The sequence below is a fragment of the Myxococcaceae bacterium JPH2 genome, assembly GCA_016458225.1.
GTDB lineage: Bacteria > Myxococcota > Myxococcia > Myxococcales > Myxococcaceae > Citreicoccus.
Genome location: JAEMGR010000007.1, coordinates 25831 through 44864, shown reverse-complemented (window position 1 = coordinate 44864; position 19034 = coordinate 25831). Strand labels below are relative to the sequence as shown.

Annotated in this window: 14 protein-coding genes; 5 read left to right on the top strand and 9 right to left on the bottom strand. The window is 67.5% G+C overall.

The window, feature by feature from the left end; translation table 11 throughout:
• Positions 1-21: 21 nt before the first annotated feature.
• Complete coding sequence (locus JGU66_13775) at positions 22-711, top strand: lysoplasmalogenase (GenBank protein MBJ6761839.1); 690 nt, start codon at positions 22-24, stop codon at positions 709-711.
• A gap of 148 nt (positions 712-859) precedes the next feature.
• Here the strand turns inward: JGU66_13775 and JGU66_13770 are convergent, their stop codons facing one another.
• The 9 genes from JGU66_13770 to JGU66_13730 form a co-directional block, all read right to left on the bottom strand.
• On the bottom strand, positions 860-1663 hold the full coding sequence (locus tag JGU66_13770) for a lectin ESA-2 (protein MBJ6761838.1): 804 nt from the start codon (positions 1661-1663) through the stop codon (positions 860-862).
• 367 nt (positions 1664-2030) lie between these two features.
• On the bottom strand, positions 2031-3095 hold the full coding sequence (locus JGU66_13765; protein MBJ6761837.1) for a glycosyltransferase family 9 protein: 1065 nt from the start codon (positions 3093-3095) through the stop codon (positions 2031-2033).
• Positions 3096-3113: 18 nt separating this feature from the next.
• A complete protein-coding gene (locus JGU66_13760) occupies positions 3114-4439 on the bottom strand; it encodes an aspartate aminotransferase family protein (protein ID MBJ6761836.1) in 1326 nt (441 codons plus the stop codon).
• Positions 4440-4448: 9 nt separating this feature from the next.
• Positions 4449-5036, bottom strand: coding sequence for an AAA family ATPase (locus JGU66_13755; protein ID MBJ6761835.1), 588 nt, complete (start codon positions 5034-5036; stop codon positions 4449-4451).
• Entirely contained in the window at positions 5033-5884 is an 852-nt protein-coding gene (locus JGU66_13750; protein MBJ6761834.1) for a hypothetical protein, read from the bottom strand. Before JGU66_13750 ends, JGU66_13755 begins: the two co-directional genes overlap by 4 nt.
• Positions 5874-7109, bottom strand: a complete 1236-nt coding sequence (locus JGU66_13745; GenBank protein MBJ6761833.1) for an HAD-IIIA family hydrolase — start codon at positions 7107-7109, stop codon at positions 5874-5876. The genes JGU66_13750 and JGU66_13745 overlap by 11 nt, the downstream gene beginning before the upstream one ends.
• Entirely contained in the window at positions 7100-8314 is a 1215-nt protein-coding gene (locus JGU66_13740; protein ID MBJ6761832.1) for an FAD-dependent oxidoreductase, read from the bottom strand. Before JGU66_13740 ends, JGU66_13745 begins: the two co-directional genes overlap by 10 nt.
• A gap of 3 nt (positions 8315-8317) precedes the next feature.
• Positions 8318-9826 (bottom strand): bifunctional D-glycero-beta-D-manno-heptose-7-phosphate kinase/D-glycero-beta-D-manno-heptose 1-phosphate adenylyltransferase HldE, encoded by a 1509-nt coding sequence (gene hldE, locus JGU66_13735; protein MBJ6761831.1) that lies wholly within the window; start codon positions 9824-9826, stop codon positions 8318-8320.
• Entirely contained in the window at positions 9823-11352 is a 1530-nt protein-coding gene (locus tag JGU66_13730; GenBank protein MBJ6761830.1) for a hypothetical protein, read from the bottom strand. Before JGU66_13730 ends, hldE begins: the two co-directional genes overlap by 4 nt.
• A 621-nt stretch (positions 11353-11973) precedes the next feature.
• Between JGU66_13730 and JGU66_13725 the strand changes: the two genes are divergently transcribed.
• From JGU66_13725 to JGU66_13710, 4 genes are all read left to right on the top strand, one after another.
• Positions 11974-13785: a DUF4157 domain-containing protein gene (locus JGU66_13725; GenBank protein ID MBJ6761829.1), complete on the top strand. Its 1812-nt coding sequence runs from the start codon at positions 11974-11976 to the stop codon at positions 13783-13785.
• Between the two features lie 92 nt (positions 13786-13877).
• On the top strand, positions 13878-14249 hold the full coding sequence (locus tag JGU66_13720; protein ID MBJ6761828.1) for a hypothetical protein: 372 nt from the start codon (positions 13878-13880) through the stop codon (positions 14247-14249).
• 1324 nt (positions 14250-15573) lie between these two features.
• Positions 15574-17682 (top strand): TerB N-terminal domain-containing protein, encoded by a 2109-nt coding sequence (locus tag JGU66_13715; GenBank protein ID MBJ6761827.1) that lies wholly within the window; start codon positions 15574-15576, stop codon positions 17680-17682.
• Positions 17679-19019 (top strand): ATP-binding protein, encoded by a 1341-nt coding sequence (locus JGU66_13710; GenBank protein MBJ6761826.1) that lies wholly within the window; start codon positions 17679-17681, stop codon positions 19017-19019. Before JGU66_13715 ends, JGU66_13710 begins: the two co-directional genes overlap by 4 nt.
• The last annotated feature ends 15 nt before the right edge of the window (positions 19020-19034 follow it).

The window sequence follows — 19034 nt, the reverse complement described above, 5'->3', positions numbered from 1 at the left end:
GGGCTGGATAAGGTCGCGTGCATGCACGGTGCATCGAGTGGTGTGACGAAGCTCCTCGCGGCGGTGGGCGCTGCTGGCGCGGTGGGGTTCCTGCTCCAATGGGACCCGCCACCTCCGGGCTTCCGGATGGTGACCAAGGCGCTGCCGATGCTCTGCCTGTTCCTGTGGATGTGGCCACCCCGGACTCGCTACGCCCGCTGGATATTTGCCGGCCTGGGCCTGTCGCTGCTGGGCGACTTGCTGCTGGAGATCGACCCGGGATTCTTCCTGCCTGGGCTGGGCGCATTCCTGCTCGCGCACCTGGGCTACACCTTCGCCTATCTCCACGTGAGCCGCACGCCGCACCCCGCGAGAGGCCTGCCTTTCCTCGTGCTCGCTGTGGGCGCCAGTGTGTTGCTGCGTCCCTGGCTGGGAGAGATGACGGTGCCCGTGACGCTCTATGTCGCCATCATCAGCACCATGGCCTGGCGCGCGGCGGCACTCCTCGGAGATGCACACACCTCTCGCGCCCAGCAATGGACTGCCTTCGCGGGCGCACTGCTGTTCGCCGCCAGCGACAGCCTGCTCGCCATCAAGCTCTTCGTGCGCCCCCTGCCCGGAAGCAGCTTCGTCATCATGGTGTTGTACTGGGCCGCCCAGCTCTGCATCGCCTTCTCGGCGCGCGAGTCTCAGCAGCAACGGGCCCATCCTCCAACTCCTACCCTGGCGTAAGACAGACCCAGGCACCGGTGACGCCAGACAAGACTCACCACCGATTCACGCTCCTACAGGTCCTGGCCGTACACTCCTGGGTTCCTCACCCGACGTACCCGGCCGGCCCTGAGATGGGGCCGGCCGGTGGAACGACGTGACGCTCGCGTCAGTTCAACTTGCCGCGAAAGCCGATGGGGCCTTCCCCGTTGTAGGTCATCGTTCCCGACAGGTTCTGCCCTCCGTTGCTGGAGGTGATGTGGAGAGCGACGACGTTCTGATTCGGCCGGTAGCCGATGATCCAGAGACCGCCGGGCTGCCACGGCGCGGAGGAACCACCCCACTGGTTCTCCACCGCGTACGTGTCCACTTCGGTCAGCGTGCCACGGAAGCCGATGGGGCCCTCGCCGTTGTAGGTCATGGTCCCCGCCAGCGTCTTGCCACCGTCAGTCGAAGAGACCTCGACGGCGACGACGTTCTGGTTCTTCCGAGCGCCGAGCACCCAGAGTCCACCCGGATTCCACGGCGCGGAGCTGCCACCCCACTGGTTCTCCACCGTGTACGCCCCTCCGTTGGACTGCTCGCTGCGGAAGCCGATGGCGCCTTCCCCGTTGTACGTCATCGTCCCCGCCAGCGTCTGCCCACCATTGCTGGAGGTGAGGTTGAGGGCGATGACGTTCTGGCCCTTGCGACAGCCGAGGATCCAGACACCGCCGGGCTGCCAGGGCGCGGAGCTGCCGCCCCACTGGTTCTCCACCGTGTAGTTGTTGCCGTCGCTCAACGTGCCACGGAAACCGATGGGACCTTCACCGCTGTAGGTCATCGTTCCCGTCAGCGTCTTGCCGCCGTCGCTGGACGTGACATTGAGCGCAACGACTCCCTGCGTGCTCCGGCTGCCGATGACCCAGAGTCCACCCGGGTTCCACGGCGCGCTCGAACCACCCCACTGATTCTGAACGATATACGCAGCCATCTTCCACGCCCTTTCGGATGGCGGTTGGACTGCATGCCAACCGCGAGTTTGAACCGGGACTCGGAGGCAGGTCCGGTTCGTGCGGGAGACAAAGCAGATATCGTGCCGTCAGAATTCAAAGACGCCCTGCACTCGGAAACGACTGGCTCCAGAAAGAAAGACTGTCCAATCTCGCGTTCCTCACCAACGCATGCGCGTCAATGAAAGACGCGACTCCTGGCACATAAGGACTTACCCATAGGGAACGACCCGCCCGCAATTCCAGACAAGACTCAATCCACCTGGACACGAAAGAACCACAGCCGTCGCACGGGCTCCCGGCCAAGGGGAGCAGCCAGCTACGTCGGAGGACTCGTGGAGTCCGGACTCAGACTTCCCCTACCGCGCGCAAGATGCGCTCCGGGGAAATCAAATCCATGCAGTCTCGTTGGACACAGCGCGCGTCAAAGTCCTGTTTATAACACATCAGACACGGCACCTCCGGCTCCAGCACCGTGCCACGTCCGTACATGTAGAACTCGTGTTTGTTGAAGGTGTTGTTCAACAACACGATGCGCTTGCGCAGCCCCACAGCCGCGTGGAACGCGAACGTCACCGACGTGACCACCACGTCCGCCAGGCTCAGCAGCCCGATGAATCCGGCGAACGGCTGGACGCCGAAGTAGTGAACGGCCGCCGCCGCGGCGATCTCCTCGTTGCGCGCATGCTCCTCTGGCCCCCCCACAAGCACGACCTCGCGGCCCGAGTCCTTCAGGCTCCGGGCGAGCACGGCCCAGCGCGCCGGAGAGTACAGCCGGGGCTTCCACTGGCTGCCCGCGCCCGTGTTGAGCATCACCACGGGCTTGCCGGGCGTCAGCGGCACCGCGGGCACCTCGTAGTCCGGCAGCAGGTATTCCTCCTCCTGGAAGGTGTAGCCGCAGATCTCGAAGAGTTCTTCGACGTAGTGCTTGCGGTTGGCCTTCATCAGGTCGTCGAACACGCCGGTCCGCCACTTGCCCCAGCTGTCCGCGTCGAACGGGAGGATGGCCCCATCCTTCTGCGTGAACCCCTTCTTTACCTTGGCGTCGACGCGGTTCGCCAACGCACACGCCTCCACGTCCTTGTCGAGGGACAACAGGAGGTCGAACTTCGTATCCAGCACGGTCAGCATGCCGGCCAGGTCGAAGCGCAGGGTCTTGAAGACCTCGCGCCGGGGGATCAGCTCCGGGTAGTTCGTGAGCCAGAAGATCCTCGCGCCCGGGTGCTGACGCTGGATGACCCGAAGGAGCGGCGTGTTGCGCACCACCTCACCCGCGGCCTGCAACTTGATGATGAGCACATTGCCGGTCGCGGGCCGGTAGTCCGTGCAGCCATCACAGTGGACGCCTCGTTCCTTGTGCGGCCCGCAAGGCTTGTAGCCATTGAAGTGGAGACAGTCGGTCCGGATGTCCATGGATGTCTTGTCCGAAGGCTACGCGCTGGAGCGCGCCAGGGCCTGGACCTCCGCGTCCAGGTCCGTGAGCGTGCCGCGCAGGATGTCCACCAAGCGGTCCAGCTCCGAGTCGGTCACGTTGTACGGGGGCATCGCGAGGATGGAGTCACCCGTGCCGTCCGGCAGGTAGCCGATGGAGAAGTAGAAGTTTCCTCCCCGTTCCATGGCCCGCTGCAGCACCCGCTCCGCCAGCTTCGCCGAGCGCGGGAAGGCGCGCCGGGTGGCCTTGTCGGCGACCAGCTCGAAGCCGCAGAACAGGCCCAGTCCCCGCACGTCGTCCACCCAGGAGAACGCGGTCAGCTCCCGCAGCCTCGCTCGCAATGACTCCCCTTGCTGTCGCACGCAGGCCAACAGGTCGTGTTGCTCGATGTGCTCCAGCACCCGCAGGCCGATGGCAGCGGAGAGCGGATGGTTCGTGAAGGTGAAGCCATGGGCGAAGTTGCCGCCATCCCGGTGGATGCCGTCGTAGAGCGCTCGGCTGACGTAGACCGCGGACAGCGGAACCAGTCCGGCCGCCATCCCCTTGCCCTGGATGATGATGTCTGGCTTGACGCCGAGCATCGAGGACGTGAACCACTCGCCGCAGCGGCCAAAGCCACACATCACCTCATCGCCTATCAACACGATGTCGTGCCGGTCGCAGATCTCCCGCACTCGCTGGAGGTAGCCGGTCGGCGGAACGCCGATGCCCATGGACGCGCCAATCACCGGCTCGAGGATGAAGGCCAGACAGTTCTCCGGGCCCTCCTCGAGGATCTTCCGCTCCAGCGCCTCGGCGCAGACCTCGCCGGACTCGGGCCGCCGGTAGCTGTCCGGCGCGGGGATGAAGCACTGCGCGCTCAGCAGCTCCTGGAAGAGCATCCGGTCGCGGGGCTTGCCCGTCACCGCCAGCGCGAGCCCCGTGGCGCCGTGATAGCCGGGCTCGGTGGCGATTACCTTGCGCTTGCGCCGCGTGCCCGTCTTCCGGACGGAGTACTGATAGGCCAGCTTGATGGCGGTCTCCACCGCGTCCGAGCCACTGCCCATCAGCAGCACGTGGGAGATGTTGTCGGGCGCCAGGGACACCAGTCGCTCGCCATAGGCCTCCAGCTCGGGCGTCGTGAACTGGGTGCCGTGGAGATAGCTGACGTGGCGCATCGACTCGGCCGCTTGCCGGGCCAGCTCCTCCAGACCATGGCCCAGGATGGCCACGCCCGCGCCGCCCACGGCGTCGAGCCAGACATGGCCTTCGTCGTCATGGAGCGAGGCGCCCTGCCCTCGGACGATTCGCGGATAGCGGTGGTCGAACCTGCGGTGGAACAGCATGGGGACTCCCTAGGGCGCGAGGACGTAGTCGAGGGCCCGCTGCGCGCAGGCCGCGGGGGTGTGACGGAACCAGGTGTCGACGACGCGGTGAGGCAGTGGCGGCGGGACGAAGCGGGCCTTGACGTCGAAGTACTCGGCCGGCGTGGTGCAACCTCCGCAGTAGCCCTCGGCGGCGCGACGGCCCAACAATGCACGGACCGCTTCGGGCGAATCGTCCGAGGGCCGCAACCACAGCACCTTGAAGAGGACCTCCGGGTGCGGCGCCAGCACGGCGCGCAGGAAGTCCCAGCTCGACGGCCGCGAGTAGGTGGACACGACCACGAGCGAGCGCTTCGGCTCGGCGACCTCCAGGTGGATGCGCACGGACTGGTGAAGCAGCTCGTAGGCCATGGCCATTCGGTTGAGGTTGCGCTGGCGCCCCGCCTCGGTCGTCCACCATGCTTCTTCCGGAAGCCCGATGCCCGCACGCGCCAGCACGTCGACGTCGACGACGTGCGCGCCCAGCTCGCGGCCCAGCAGCGCGGCCGTCTCGGTCTTTCCCGAGAGCGGCCAGCCGCAGAGGACCGTGACGTGGGTCCTGTCTGAGAGCCCGCTCACGTCCCCCTCCGGGACAGGCCCGCGCCGCGCAGGTGGCCGAGCAGCTCCGCGTGCAGATGCCCGTTGGAGAAGAGCAGCTCCGTGCAGTGCGCCAGCGAGTGCGGCGTCCCGTCGAAGCACGTCACCTGCCCACCAGCCTCCTCGACCAATCCGATGGCCGGCAGGTGGTCCCACGGCTTGTTGCCGATGGCGACAATCGCATCCAGGCTCACCGGCAGGTGCGCGCCCCGCACCAACCGGGTCCCAGCCCAGCAGAAGGCGCCGAAGTTGCGGATCCGCGTGACGGCCGCCACCAGCGGCGGGTGGTAGAGGGCGCCCACCGTGGGCGTCGTTCCATCGAATGCGATGGAGGCCTTCGCCAGGGCGCGCACCGAGGAGACGCGCAGCCGCAGCTCCGTGTCCCCCCGCAGCAGGACGTACGCGCCCGCGCCCCTGCGGCTCACATGAAGGCCCGAGCCGCCGAGCCGCTCCTCGGAGGGAAGGAAGATGACGGACTCTTCCACCCGACCGCCAATCAGAGAGGCGAACTGAAGGCCGAAGAGCGGGGCGCCCAGCAGCAGGCTGTTCGTCCCATCCACGAGATCCACCGCGCAGCAGTCACCCCGTGGCGGCCACTGGGACATGCCCTCTTCGTTGATGGGGAGACCCGGGTAGCGGCGCGAGAGGAAGATGGACGTGCGCTCGCGCAGCTCGTCGATGACGCCGTACACCAGGTTGCCGTCCGCCTGCGCGCGTGGAGCCCCGAGCGAGCCCTCCAACAGTCGAGACCAGAGCGGAGCGAGGTCCACGGCGAGAAAGCGCCAGAGCGAGCGCGTCTCGATTCCGCTGTCGCGAGCCTCACTTGGCATGGGCCACGGCCCTCCCCGCGGCGGCCATGGGCTGGGCCACGAGCCCGCTCTCCACCAGCATGCACAGCAGGTGCGCGATGGTGATGTGGCACTCCTGCACGTGCTGCACGTTGGTGCTGGGCACACGAACACAGACGTCCGCGAGCGCCAGGAGCCGGCCACCCCCGCTGCCCGTGAGCGCCACCGTCCTCAACCCCTGGAGCCGCGCGGTGCGGAAGGCGCGGACCACGTTCTCGGACTCGCCACTCGTGCTGATGCCGATGAGCACATCCCCAGGACGGCCGAGCGCCTGCACCTGCCGCTCGAAGATATGGCCGAAGCCAAAGTCGTTGGCGTGGGCGGTGATGAGCGACGTATCCGTCGTCAGCGCGATGGCCGCGAGCCCCGGCCGCTCGATGTCATGGCTCAGCGCGCTGACGAACTCCGCCGCCAGGTGCTGGCAGTCGGCGGCGCTGCCTCCATTGCCGCAGAGCAGCAGCTTGCCTCCGGACCGGAGCGATTGGGACAGCTGGCTCGCGGCCTCCTGGAGTGAACCCTCGCAGTCCACCAGGAGCCGCTGTTTGACGTCGATGCTGCCCAGCACGTGCTGCCTCACGAGCCGAGTGCCCGCTTCGGTACGTCCCTCCCCTGCGTCCCGCGTCAGCTCCAGTTCCATCTGCCCCCTCCGGTGGATGAGCCGCTGGACGTGTTCCGCGGCGTGCAACAAGTCGTCGACGGCCTGGGTGGGATTGGGCAGCCGCGCGAGGTCCACGTTCGCGCCGTGGCCCGTGCGGACCAGGAAGCTCGTCGCGCCGAGGCCGTGGCCCCACGCGACGTCTCCCGGTGTGTCCCCCACCACGAAGCTGCGCGAGAGGTCGATGCCCAGGTCCGCAGCCGCCTGGAGCCCCAGCCCCGGTCGGGGCTTTCGACATGCGCAGCCCGCGTCGGGCAGGTGAGGACAGACATAGATGCCGTCCAGGCTCAGCCCCTCGCAGGCGAGCAACGCGCGGACGCGGGCATGGACCTCATCGACCCGCTTCGCGTCGAAGTAGCCTCGGGCAACGCCGGACTGGTTGGTGACCAGGACCAGCCCGAGCCCCAGCGCTCGAAACCTGCGCAGTCCTTGGACGGCGTTGGGCAGAAGACAGACCTCGCCCACGTCGCGCAGATAGCCCCGCTCTTCGATGAGCGTGCCATCGCGGTCCAGGAGGACGAAGGGCCGTCCGCTGGCGGCACTCAGCACCATGCGCGCACCTCGTCCCAAGGAAGGGGCGCGAGCGCAGGACGGGGCCACCCTTGCGTGGAGGGCATGGGGCAGCGGCCGGGCCGCACTCCCGCCTGTGACAACTGCGCCTCCACCTGCTCCGCGACGAGCGGCGCGAAGGCGAGCTTGGTGGGCCAGACCTGGGTCACAGCGCCCGCTCGCGCGAGCACCGGACCGTCCGGGCGTTGCCCTGCGAAGTGCCGACCTTCCGCGCGGTCCACGGACAGCACCGCGCCCTCGCAGGTCGAGAGGTCTACACCGGGCATCACCCGGGACAGCTCCTCACGGGCCCGACGCACCTGTGCTTCGGGCTCGTGCGACACGCCGGACTCCGCCAGCTCTCCCCCCACGTACCAGACGGGAGTTCCCTTCGCGTCGCGGTGGCTGGTGACGGTGACGCGCGGCGAAGGCCCGGTGCCGAGCCAGTGGGCATAGAGCGCGGGCAGCGCACCGCGCAGCATCACCATGCACAGGGGGCGCCGCTGCATCGGAGCGGCCCCCGAGGACAGCTGACGGCCCAGGCCCTCATTGCCCGCGCCCGCGCAGAGGACCACCTGCTCGCTGCGGATCCGCAGACCGCGGCCGTCACGTGAGCGCACCTCCAGCCCGGTGAGGTCTCCCGGCTCCAGCAGCAATCGCGTTGCGTCTGGGTCCACCGCGAGCAGGGCATCCTCCTGCGCGCGACTCAGCTCCGAGAGGACCGACCTGACGTCCACCACGGGCTCATCCAGCCGATAGACGCCGCCCCGCGAGGAGGGGCTGAGCGCCGAGGCGAATGCCTCCGGAACCCGCCCTGCGTCCAGGTGGCTCACGCGCCCCTGGAGCAGCCGGCTCGCGAGGAAGCCCGCGAGCCGCAGCCCCGAGACCAGGTACTGATGCGACGACAGGAGCCGTGAGCCACGGAGGTCAGGTGTGCTCGCGCCCTGGAGACAGTCGCGCCAGCGCGCGGGCATGTGCGTCAGCGCGCGGCTCGCGGCCGACAGCGACCCGGTGAGCGCGTACTTGAGCCCCCCGTGGATGATGCCCTGCGAGCAGAGCGTCTGCCCTGCCCCCAACGCCCGCCCCTCACAGAGGACGGCGGAGTAGCCCTGCCCACGCAGGTGCGCCAGCAGCCACAATCCCGTGATGCCACCCCCGAGGATGGCCACGTCGGCGCGAAGGCTCTCGAAGTGGGCGCGCGCGCTCATGGCTCACCCAGGCCCCACGCTCACGAGGTCGTGCTTCGCGGCGCCCTGGCGCTCGTGGATGCGCGCCACCAACCCCGTCGTCGAGCAGCCCTCGACGTAATCCAAGACGAGGACCCGGCCTCCCGCCGCGCGCACACAGCGCTGCCCGGGGATCTGCTCGGGGCGATAGTCGCCTCCCTTGACGAGGACGTCGGGGACGACCCTGCACACCAACCGCTCGGGCGTGTCCTCGCTGAAGGGCACCACCCAGTCCACCGCCGCGAGCCCCGCGAGCACGCGCATCCGTTGTCCCAGCGGATTGAGCGGTCGCGATGCACCCTTCAGCCGCCGCACGGAATCATCATCATTGACCGCGACGATGAGGCGATCCGCGAGGCCGACCATCTGCTCCAGATAGGAGACGTGCCCGGCATGCAGGATGTCGAAGCATCCGAGCGTCAATGCGACGGTCTCTCCACGCGCGCGAGCGTCGTGCACCAGTTCCAGGAGGTGCTCTTCCGTGACGACGCCTCGGCTCGGCTGGCGAGGGCCCGCGACCGCCCGCCGCAGCTCCGGCAAGGTCGCGGCGCACGTGCCCCGTCGCCCCACGACGAGGCCCGCCGCCAGGTTGGAGAGCGCCACCGCCTCCGGCAACGGGACCCGCGAGGAGAGCGCCGCCGCCAGCACCGCGATGACGGTGTCTCCCGCTCCGGTGACGTCCAGGACGGCGCTCGCGGTGGCGCGCAGGTGCAGCGCGGGGTGGCCGTCCCGCAGCAGCGTCATGCCCTCCTCGCCCCGCGTGATGAGCAGCGCCTCCAGCGACAGTGTCCGCAGCAAGTCGAGGCCGCGCGCGACGAGCACGGCGTCATCCGCGCAGGAGCCGACCACGGCCTCGAACTCGCTCCGGTTGGGGACGAGCACCGTGGCCCCCGCGTAGCGCGTGAAGTCGAGGCCCTTGGGAGCCACCAGGACGGGGCATCCGGCCGCGCGCGCCATCTGGATGAAGCGCTGCGGATCCCGCAGGGTCCCCTTGGCATAGTCGGACAGCACGACCGCGCCCGCCTCCGCGAGCAGGGGCGCGAACCCCTCGAGCAACCGCGCATCATGGCTTCCTGGCAGACCGTCCTCGAAGTCCAAGCGGATCAACGGCTGACGGGTGCCCACGACGCGCAGCTTGCTGATGGTGCGAACACCGGGGGTCCGCATCAGGCGGGAACACACCCGTGCCTCCGCGAGCCGTTCGTCCAGCGAACCCGCGTCCGCGTCGTCCCCGGTGATGCCCAACACCGTGGCCTGGGCACCCAGCGCCGCGACGTTCACCGCGACGTTCGCGGCTCCCCCCGGACGACACTCGTCTCGCTCCACGCGCACCACGGGCACCGGCGCCTCCGGAGAGAGCCGTGACGCGGTGCCATGCCAGTAGCGGTCGAGCATCACATCGCCCACCACCAATACCCGGGCGGACTCCAGCGCGGAGAGTCGCGCCGCCAGGTCATCCCTCGCCACGAAGTCCGGTTCCCATACGAGCCTCATGGCTGGGACTCCTCGAGCGCGGAGGCATAGGCCGCGCGGCCCTGATGAAAGCGCGGCAGATAGACATCACGCAGGAAGGCGCGCGTGGCTGGCAGGTCGTCTCCCGGAGCGGGTGCCTGCCGGAAGGAGCCATCGGCGGCGAAGTACTCCGGGAGCGGCGGTGTCCCGTCGTACAGGTCCCTGTCTCGGAGCGCCTCGGTCAGGCGGCGGTTGCACGTGGAGATTCGGTCGCGGATCAGCTCCGGCCAATGACGCCACAGCGGCAGTTCATTCCAGAGGGGGAGCAATCGGTCCGAGAGGGCCAGGAGGTGCTTCGCATGCGGGTAGAACTCCGCGAGGCGGCGATAGCCCTCCTCACGTGTGGCGCCTTCGTCGACGATCCCCTGGAGCAAGCTGCGGTAGAAGCCGAACAGGTCTTCGAAGTTGTCGCAGTCCTTGAGGACAAACGGGTCGACCGTGTCCGCCTTGAGTCGCACCCGGACATCGAAGAAGGCCGAAGCGAAATCGCTGGCATGGTCCTGACGCAGCCCCTCGCCGGGCCGGAGTGTTCCCCGCTGACGCTTGAGGCCGTAGCGCAGCGTCCCCAGGCACGCGAGCGCTCTGGAGCTGGCCAGCGCCCGCCATGCGGCCCGCAAGAACACGTCCATGTAGACGCTGGAGTCCTTCGCGCTTCGCAAGTCATCCAGGCGGGACAGGCCACGCAATCCCTCTCGCGTGAAGACGAGCAGGTTCGGATCCTTGACGTCGAATATCTGTGACGCCCCCTGCCCATCCCGGGTGATGAGCGTCTCGTAGTAGTTGCCGAGGAACAGCTCCGGCGTTCCCTCTGGAAACACCCGCTGCTTCGCGCCCACGTTGAGGACGAGCTGGTGCGACCCCAGGTCCGGCTCCATCAGCCAAGGAAAGACGTCATAGGCGAGGACGATGTCCCCCGCGCACCACACGAGCGCCTCCGCATCCTTCGCCGCCAGCGGCTCCGCGGCGCTCTTGACGGAGTGGAAGAAGGAGATGCGCCGTGGGTCCTCCGGGACGAACAGCAGCTTCTCCGGCGCGTCGATGACGCGCGCCTCGAGCAGATAGCCACGCATCACCTCCACCACCCGGCCCACCTCGGCGGATCCATAGACACTGACCTGGGCGCCACAGGTCGCGAAGTGGAGGATGGGAAACGCGATGGCAGGGAGGGTGTCGAGCACCGGGTAGAGGAACTTCAGGTCGTCGATGCCTCCTTCCTGGGTCCGCTCCATCCGCGTCGCGGCGAGTCGCACGGGAGCACGGCGCGTGAGGCCCTGCTGTTGGTCTCGCATCCGCTGATGAGCGACGACGCGCTTCTCGACGACGCAAGCCAGCGCCGCGTCCCGCGACGGGAACAGCTCGTGGCTCGCGGAGATGGCGACATGTCGCGCGGGTCGGCGTCCTCCTTGCGCGCCCTGGCCTTCGGAGGATCCACCCGAGACCGCCGGCTGGCGGGCGAACGGGGCGCGAGCAAGCACAGCCGGGAGCTTCAGTGTCGTCTGCGATTGCATGGCACGCATCCAGGAGCAACCCGAGTGCCATTCCCTCACAGACAAAGAAAGCATCTTCTTTCGCGCACTTGGCGTCAGGAACGCAGCACAAGCCAAAGGCTGGCGTCATCCAGCAACGCGTTCGCGTCTTCCGGGAACGCACCCCGCTTCGACCGCGCCGCTCGAAAGACTGACACGTCGAGCATCCATGACGCAGGCGCCCCGAACCGTCCATCCGTGCGCTCTTGAGTGGCGCCACCAGAAGCACGTGATGACTTCGGAAGTCTCCTCGGAGCGAGCCGCGCTGTCTCGGTGTCACGACCCATGGAGGCGGGTCACGCGCGAGCTGGGGGCATGGCTGGACCTCCGGGGTGATTGACTTGCCCGCAAATCCTAACGGGTGTCACAGTCCTTGCCATGGCACGCCAGTCAACGTGGCTCTGGGAGAGTTCATCGGCCCCCTCATTGAGAGTGCCTGAGAGGAATTCCACTCCTCGCGGGGCGCCACCCGAGCCACGGAACGAACAATCCTCGGTGAGGGCTGCGTCTCCAGGACTGGGACATGACTTCGGGCGGCTCAGGCTCCTTCCTCCGGTGGAAGGGAACGGCTGTGAGGCCCGAGCCCCCGCGGGGCTGGAGAGCATGCTTCGCGTCGATGAGGGCAAGCCGCTCCCCCAGGCCCTGCGCGTTGACACGGAGAGTCGCTTCGGGACCTCACTCGCGCAGGTGCAACTGCATGACGGTCCGGAAGCACACCGGCTGGCGCGGGCCGCGGGCGCGCGGGCGTTCACCTCCGGCAAGGACGTCATTTTCCGTGCGGGGCAGTACGCGCCCCAGACGCCCATGGGCAAGGCGCTGCTGCTCCATGAGCTGGCCCATGTCGCGGGGTCGCCTCGGAATCAGGCCATGGTGCTTCGCGCGCCCCTCTTCGACATGACGGGGTTCATCGTTGCACCCCTTCCGCCAGGGCACACCGTGCAGAGCACGCGGGCGTTGCTCGACGAGCAGATCAAACGAAAGGAGATCACCAGCGCCACCGTGTCCGGCGCGGCCCCGAACAGCGAGGCGATGATCTTCCTTCAATACTTCCTGTGGACGGTGGGACGTTCGGACCGGTGGGACACCGTGCTCACCCAATCCATTCCGCTGGGCTGGCCACCGCCGCCAGGCACCACGACGCCCCAAGCCACGGGACTCGTGCGTGTCACCATCGACGCACAAGGCAATGCCCGAGCCGAACTCCTCTCCAGGGCCGCCGTCCCGCAGTCCCCGCAGCTCGCCGACCCGGATGCGAGGACGAAGCTCAACGCGACGTTTGGCCTCACCGTCCTGAATGGAGACGGTCGCTGGAGTCCCGCGGAGCTGAGCGACGTGGTGGCGTCGCTCGCGCTGTTGCCAGCAACGGATGTCGCGGCCCTGAAGGATGTCGAGCTGGTGCGGGTGCGGACGCTTCCGCGGGGGCACGCGGGTGAGTTCTCCCGGGGAGGAGGCGTGCCGCAAGGGTCCACCGCGCCGCCGACCCGCGCCACGCTCAAGCTGGCCGATACCGCGTTCGCGGCGACACCGCGCTTCCTCGGGGACGCGGCGAACCCACGGCCCGCCAGCTTCGGGACCATCCTTCATGAGGTTGGACATGCGGTGGAGGAACAGGCTGTCCGCCCGCTGAGCGCGAAGCACGCGGAGGCGGTCGTGGCGCAGAATCGAGCGGTCGCGGCCCTGAACCCTACCGTGGAACGCTTCAACCGCGCGGTCCGCGCGGGGCGACAGGGCGAGGCCCGGGCGCTCCGTCCAACCGTGACGTCTCAACGGCAGACCTACGACAAAGCCGTGCGGGCGGAGCAGACGAGCCAGTCCGCGGTGGCCGCCGCGCAAGTCCCCGCGGCGACCACGGACCCGCTCGAGAAAGCGCTGGGCACTCAACGAACCCAATCCCAGGCTGCCCTGACGACCGCGACGACCGCGGCCAAGGCGCTCGACCCCGCGGCCCAGGCGGAGAGCGACGCCTTCCGTGCCGCCATCTCGGCCATTCCCAGCGCCATGGATACGTATGTGGCGAAGGCACCGGCGACCCAGGACCTCGATGCGCTGGACGACACGCTCCTCGCCGCGTTCTCCGCTCGGACCGCCGCACGCAGCGCGCTCCAGGCCGCGAATCCAGCGAACCTCGCGCTCACGACGTTCGCGCCCGTGCTCACCGCGCAGGATGCCTGGCGCGACGCGGCCCGCACACTCGCGCATACGCGAGGACGCTCACTGCGGCTGCAGCGCTTCGTGGACGTGGTGAATGCCAATCACATCGTTCCATTCACGAAGTACGCGCGTGAGAATTGGCCCTACAGTCCCGAGGAGTTCTACGCAGAGGCCTACTCGCAGTGGCTCACGACCCCGGCCTTCGTCCAGGCGCACTACCTGCCCATCTACGAGTTCTTCCAGAACGGGGACTACACAAAGTGAGCCGAGCACGCCTCCTGATTCCCCTGGGCCTCGTGCTGTGCTCGGTCGTGGCGTGCCGTGGAGACCGCTCGGCACGGACGATGGAGACAGGCATGGAGCCTCCCCTGCTGGAAGAACTCATGGGCTATCCGACTGGCACGGATGCGGACGCCTCCGAGCGCACCGCCCGTCAGGAGGCCGCCGCCAGTCTCTTCGAGCAAGCCACCGCCGCGTACCGGGCCGGCGACTACACGCGCGCGGCGCGGGAGTTCATGCGCGCCTCGGAGCCATTGCTCCAGGGGAAGGATGCGCCCGCGTGGGAGGCCATGGCCTACAACCGGCGCGTCTGTTACGCGAATGCCTGGAGCGCCTGGAAGATGGCCGGAGAGTCGGAGCAAGGCCGCGCCGCGCTTCAGGCTGCACAGGACAGAGACACTCTCAACTCCCCTCAGCTCCAAGAACTCCTCGACGCGACTCATCGATGAAGGCGGCAGGGGCACAGGTCCCGCACCTGAGTGTTGATACACCCGGCTCACATCCATCGAGCAGTCTGCCGTTGCATGAGTCCATTCGTTCCTGGATTGGTGAGTGGAAGCCACAAAGCTCCAGCGTCCAGTGCGCAGGGGCTTCAGGTGGCCCTGTCGAACTGGCAACCACCCAGCAGCGACTCCCTCCGGCAGAGCAGTGCCTCCAGCAATGAGGCCAGGAGCCGGACGGTCTGCCCATCCAACACCCGTTTCAGGTCTCCATCAGTCAAGAGCGCTCAGCCGGGAGACTGGAAGACGGCCAGCTTCTCCGCTACCTCGCCCACAGTGGGCATCCGCGATACGCCCCTTCGCACCAGATTCCGCCCCTCCGGGGCATCACGCGCAGGCGGAGGTCCATTCCTGTTCACCACGGGCTACGGAAGCTCCACGACCCGCCCCCGCTCGAGTGAATCCCAGCGCCAACTCCTGCAGCAGCGAGCGACTTGATGACTGCCCATCGCGCGGCTTGACCATCACGTCCGCCATCGCAGCGCCATCCTTCCACCTCGGCAATCCCGCCATCCCTCGAGTCGGCCTCGTGGCGCGCATCCATGGCTTGCGCAAGGGCCGCATCCGCCGAACTGTTCAGACCCACACTGGGTCATGCGCACCCCAAAGGGAATACCACTCCGGAGGGAGGCGTCACAGATGCCTTTCCCTTACGCAAGGTCCGGCATCCCAGTACCCTTCGTCGGACTGGTAGGGGCAGACATAAGAGGTAGCCATTCTTGGACACCATGCGGGGAGCGACACAATGGTGGTGGCGGTATGGATAGCAGCGCTGCCGACGCTTGTCGCTGCTGCGCAGTCAGACGGAGTCAGTGGGACGCTGTGTTGTCTCGTCATCTTTGGACTGGGCGCGTGGGGTGGCATTGCTTGGCTCAACAAGCGCAATGCCCACGGAAAGGCCTCGCAGCAGGCACGCGCCAGCGTCGCCCGACATGGCTTGACTGGCGCCGCATCCTCCGCGACTGATTCCTCTGCTCTCACCTTGCGATTCGAGACGGCTAGCGCGCCCAAGGTCGCCCCAGGGCTCAGAGCCCACATTCCGGATGAGCCTCGACCGGAGGTGAGGCGCACCACCGAGATTCTCGCACGGAACGGCTCAACGCCGACCGTGCCACATGTGGAGCCCGCTCCCAGCGCACCCGAGGTCAGCGCACCAACGCCTCTCGCCACCAACTCGAAGCCCTTTGACCTCGCAAGGCGAGAGGCCAGCACACAGGCGCCTCCCGCGCGGACCATCACACCCGCCCCCCTCGAGCCGTCCTCTCACGGGCCCTTGCGACAAACCGCCGTATCGCAGAAGGCAGGATGGATTCCTCCCGGCCAGTCCATTGAGGTCGCAGGCTACAGGCTCAAGGGTGGAATGCTCTACGTGGGCGCACAGCTGCGCTCCGTAAATGCACCGAGCACCGAGCCCGCCCTCATCCAGCCCAAACTGGAGGTTGCCTCGCGACCGAATCGTGAGGGAGAGGGTATGGGGTACTGGCCGTCATACTCGGATATCTCTCCCGCATCCCGGGCGGGCTACCTCGAATGGCTCGCAGGCGGACGTCGCCAGCCCGGGGGCTATATCGGCTTTGTCTTCCTGTTCTTTTATGGACTGGAACGGCGCGTGATTCACGACCTGGGCACCGAACCCGAGGCCCTCGCCGAGGCCCGACTCATCGAAGACGAAGTCCAAGGCCTCCTCGACGTCTACAGGACGAGCAACTCGTTCCGTAACTATGCCTCTGCCCTCCTCGACGTCCTCCGCGTGCGACGCACCGGCGAAAGTGGACTGTTGAAGGAGGTTCCCCAGTTCACGATGCGGCACGCTGGTGCGGCCTCATACGACGTACGCATGGCCGTGGGAGCCGCCGCCACCCAGGGGCTCGCACTTCCAGCGGATTGGGCCCTCGCCTGGGCCGTTGAGGCCAGCGACATCAAACTGCGGACGCCCGCCACCCGCTGCCCCGAGGAGTTCCAGGCGCTCTTCCGCGCGCGCTACCAGCGAGACCACGGCGCAGGCATCGTCCCTCGCACCAGGAAGGCGAAGGTGGAGGCCCGCTATAGCCCTGCGAGCGCCTCCTTCGGAGGCCCCGTGCGACTGGCATCGGCCTCCGTCAACGAGGCATCAGAGACTTCGCTCAAACCTGTACGAGCACTCATCGAGGACTGCTGCGATTCGCTCGAGTCCTATAGCCGCTGGGTGGGGAAAAGCTCCGACGCGCGCAACAGCATGAGCGCTCTGGCACTGCTCCCCCCCGAGTTGGCGATCTCCATGGAAGGAGGTTCGGACGTACAGGCACTCCGTGCGCTGCTGCGCCAATCGCTGGGAACCAGCGCCTCCGCGCCAGTCGCCGCCACCGAGTTGCTGAAACACTGGCCCACTGCAACCTCCGCCAAGCTCTCCAAGTCCGAAGCCGTGGGGTTGGCTCAGGCTCTCGAAAAGCTCGGCTACGGCATGGAGCCCGATCCTCGCATGGGCGGCGCGGTGCTCTCTGCCGACGACTCCGCCCGCATCTTCGCGCTCCCACCCGACTCACCGAGCGCGCCGTCCCCAAGCTACCTGTCGACGCTCGCAATGCTCCACCTCGCCACCGCAGTGGCCAGCGCCGATGGAACTGTCTCCCCTGAGGAAGTCACACGCATGGAAGCGTGGGTGGACACAGCCCAAGGGCTACTTGCCGCGGAGAAGGTCCGGCTGCAGGCCCATTTCGGATGGCTGCTCGCTCGACCCGCATCCAGCACGGGCCACAAGAAGCGAGTGGAAGCCCTGACACCCGAGGCCAGAACGTCCCTCGGAAACCTCCTGGTCGACGTCGCCATGGCGGACGGCAATGTGTCCCCCCAGGAGATCAAGACCCTGTCGAAGCTCTTCGCCATGTTGGGGCTGGACGAAAGCAGCGTCTACTCGAAGATTCACGCTGCCGCGGCGACCCGGCCCACTCCGGCGACCGAGCCAGTCTCCATGCGACTGGCGGGTACACCTGAGCAAGGCTTTGCCATCCCTCCACCGCCTCCCGAAAAAAGCGAACGGCTGGCACTCGACATGCGGAGTGTCCAGGCCAAGCTCGTGGAGACCGCGGCGGTCTCCAGTCTCTTGGGCAGCATCTTCTCGGAGGAGGACACCCCATCTTCCGAAGCCCCGATAGCACCCGCCACGACCGAGCCGGGAGTCGCGGGGCTGGACACCCTCCACACCTCCCTGCTGCGCGCGCTCGTCGCGAAGCCGGAGTGGCCTCGCTCGGAGGTGGAGAAACTCGCCAGCGGACTCGGCCTGCTTCCCGACGGGGCGCTGGACGTCATCAACGATGCGGCGTTCGAGGTGTGCGGCGAGCCGATCCTCGAAGGCGACGAAACACTTCAGCTCAATGCATTGGCAGTCAAGGAGATGATGTCATGACAGACGCGACACCGCAGGGACGCATCAGGCCCAGGGACCGAGACGCCATCGTCCAGTCGCTGCGCGCAGGAGTGGTGCCTCGCGTGGGTCAACAGCACATCCAGGTCGGTCGCATGGAGGAGGTCCGAGCCTTGGTCCGCGACGTCGAGCGAGTCGCCGAGGGCGGAAGCGCCATCCGCTTCGTCATCGGCGAGTATGGCTCCGGCAAGACGTTCTTCCTCAATCTCATCCGCTCCATCGCCTTAGAGAAGCGGCTGGTCACCCTGCACGCGGACCTCAATCCCGACCGGCGCATCCACGCAACGGACGGCAAGGCCCGCGGCCTCTACGCAGAGCTGATGCGCAATCTGGCCACCCGAGCCCGCCCCGAGGGCGGCGCGATCGCCAGCGTCGTGGAACGCTTCGTCTCCAGCGCGCTCACGGACGCGAAGAGCCGCAACGAGAATGCCGAGGTCGTCATCCGAGAGAAGCTCGCCGCACTGTCAGAGCTGGTGGGCGGGTACGACTTCGCAGAGGTTATCGCCGCCTACTGGCGCGGCCATGACAGCGGCAACGAGGTGCTCAAGGCTGACGCCGTGAAGTGGCTGCGCGGCGAGTTCTCGACGCGCACCGATGCTCGCAAGGCGCTCGGGGTCCGTACCATCATCGACGACGCGGATGTCTACGATCAGCTGAAGCTCCTGGCGCGCTTCGTCCGCCTGTCCGGCTACGACGGGCTCTTGGTGTGCCTGGATGAGCTGGTCAACCTCTACAAGCTGGCCAATACCAAGGCGCGTGCGTCCAACTACGAGCAGATCCTCCGAATCCTCAATGACTGTCTCCAGGGCAGCGCCGAAGGTCTGGGCTTCATCCTGGGAGGAACACCGGAGTTCCTCATGGATACACGCCGCGGCCTCTACAGCTACGAGGCGCTCCAGTCTCGACTGGCCCAGAACACATTCGCGGTGGGCAACTTGGTGGACTTCAGCTCTCCGGTCCTCCGGCTGGCCAACCTCACTCCCGAGGACCTATACGTCCTGCTGACCAAGCTGCGGCACGTCTACTCCGCCGGGGACCCGTCCGCGCAGCGCCTGCCCGACGAGGGACTCCGGGGTTTCATGACCCACTGCTCCGAACGGATCGGTGAGGCTTACTTCCGCACGCCCCGGAGCACCGTCACCGCCTTCATCAACCTGCTGGCAGTGCTTGAACAGAACCCAAGCGCGGACTGGAAGGAGCTCCTCGGCGGCGTGGAACTCGCCGCAGACGTCAATCCCGACCTGGCGCCCCTGTCCGAGACCGAGGCAGGGAGCCCTTCGGCCGGAGCAGATGATGAACTCGCATCCTTCAAGCTCTGACCCAAGCAGCGCCGC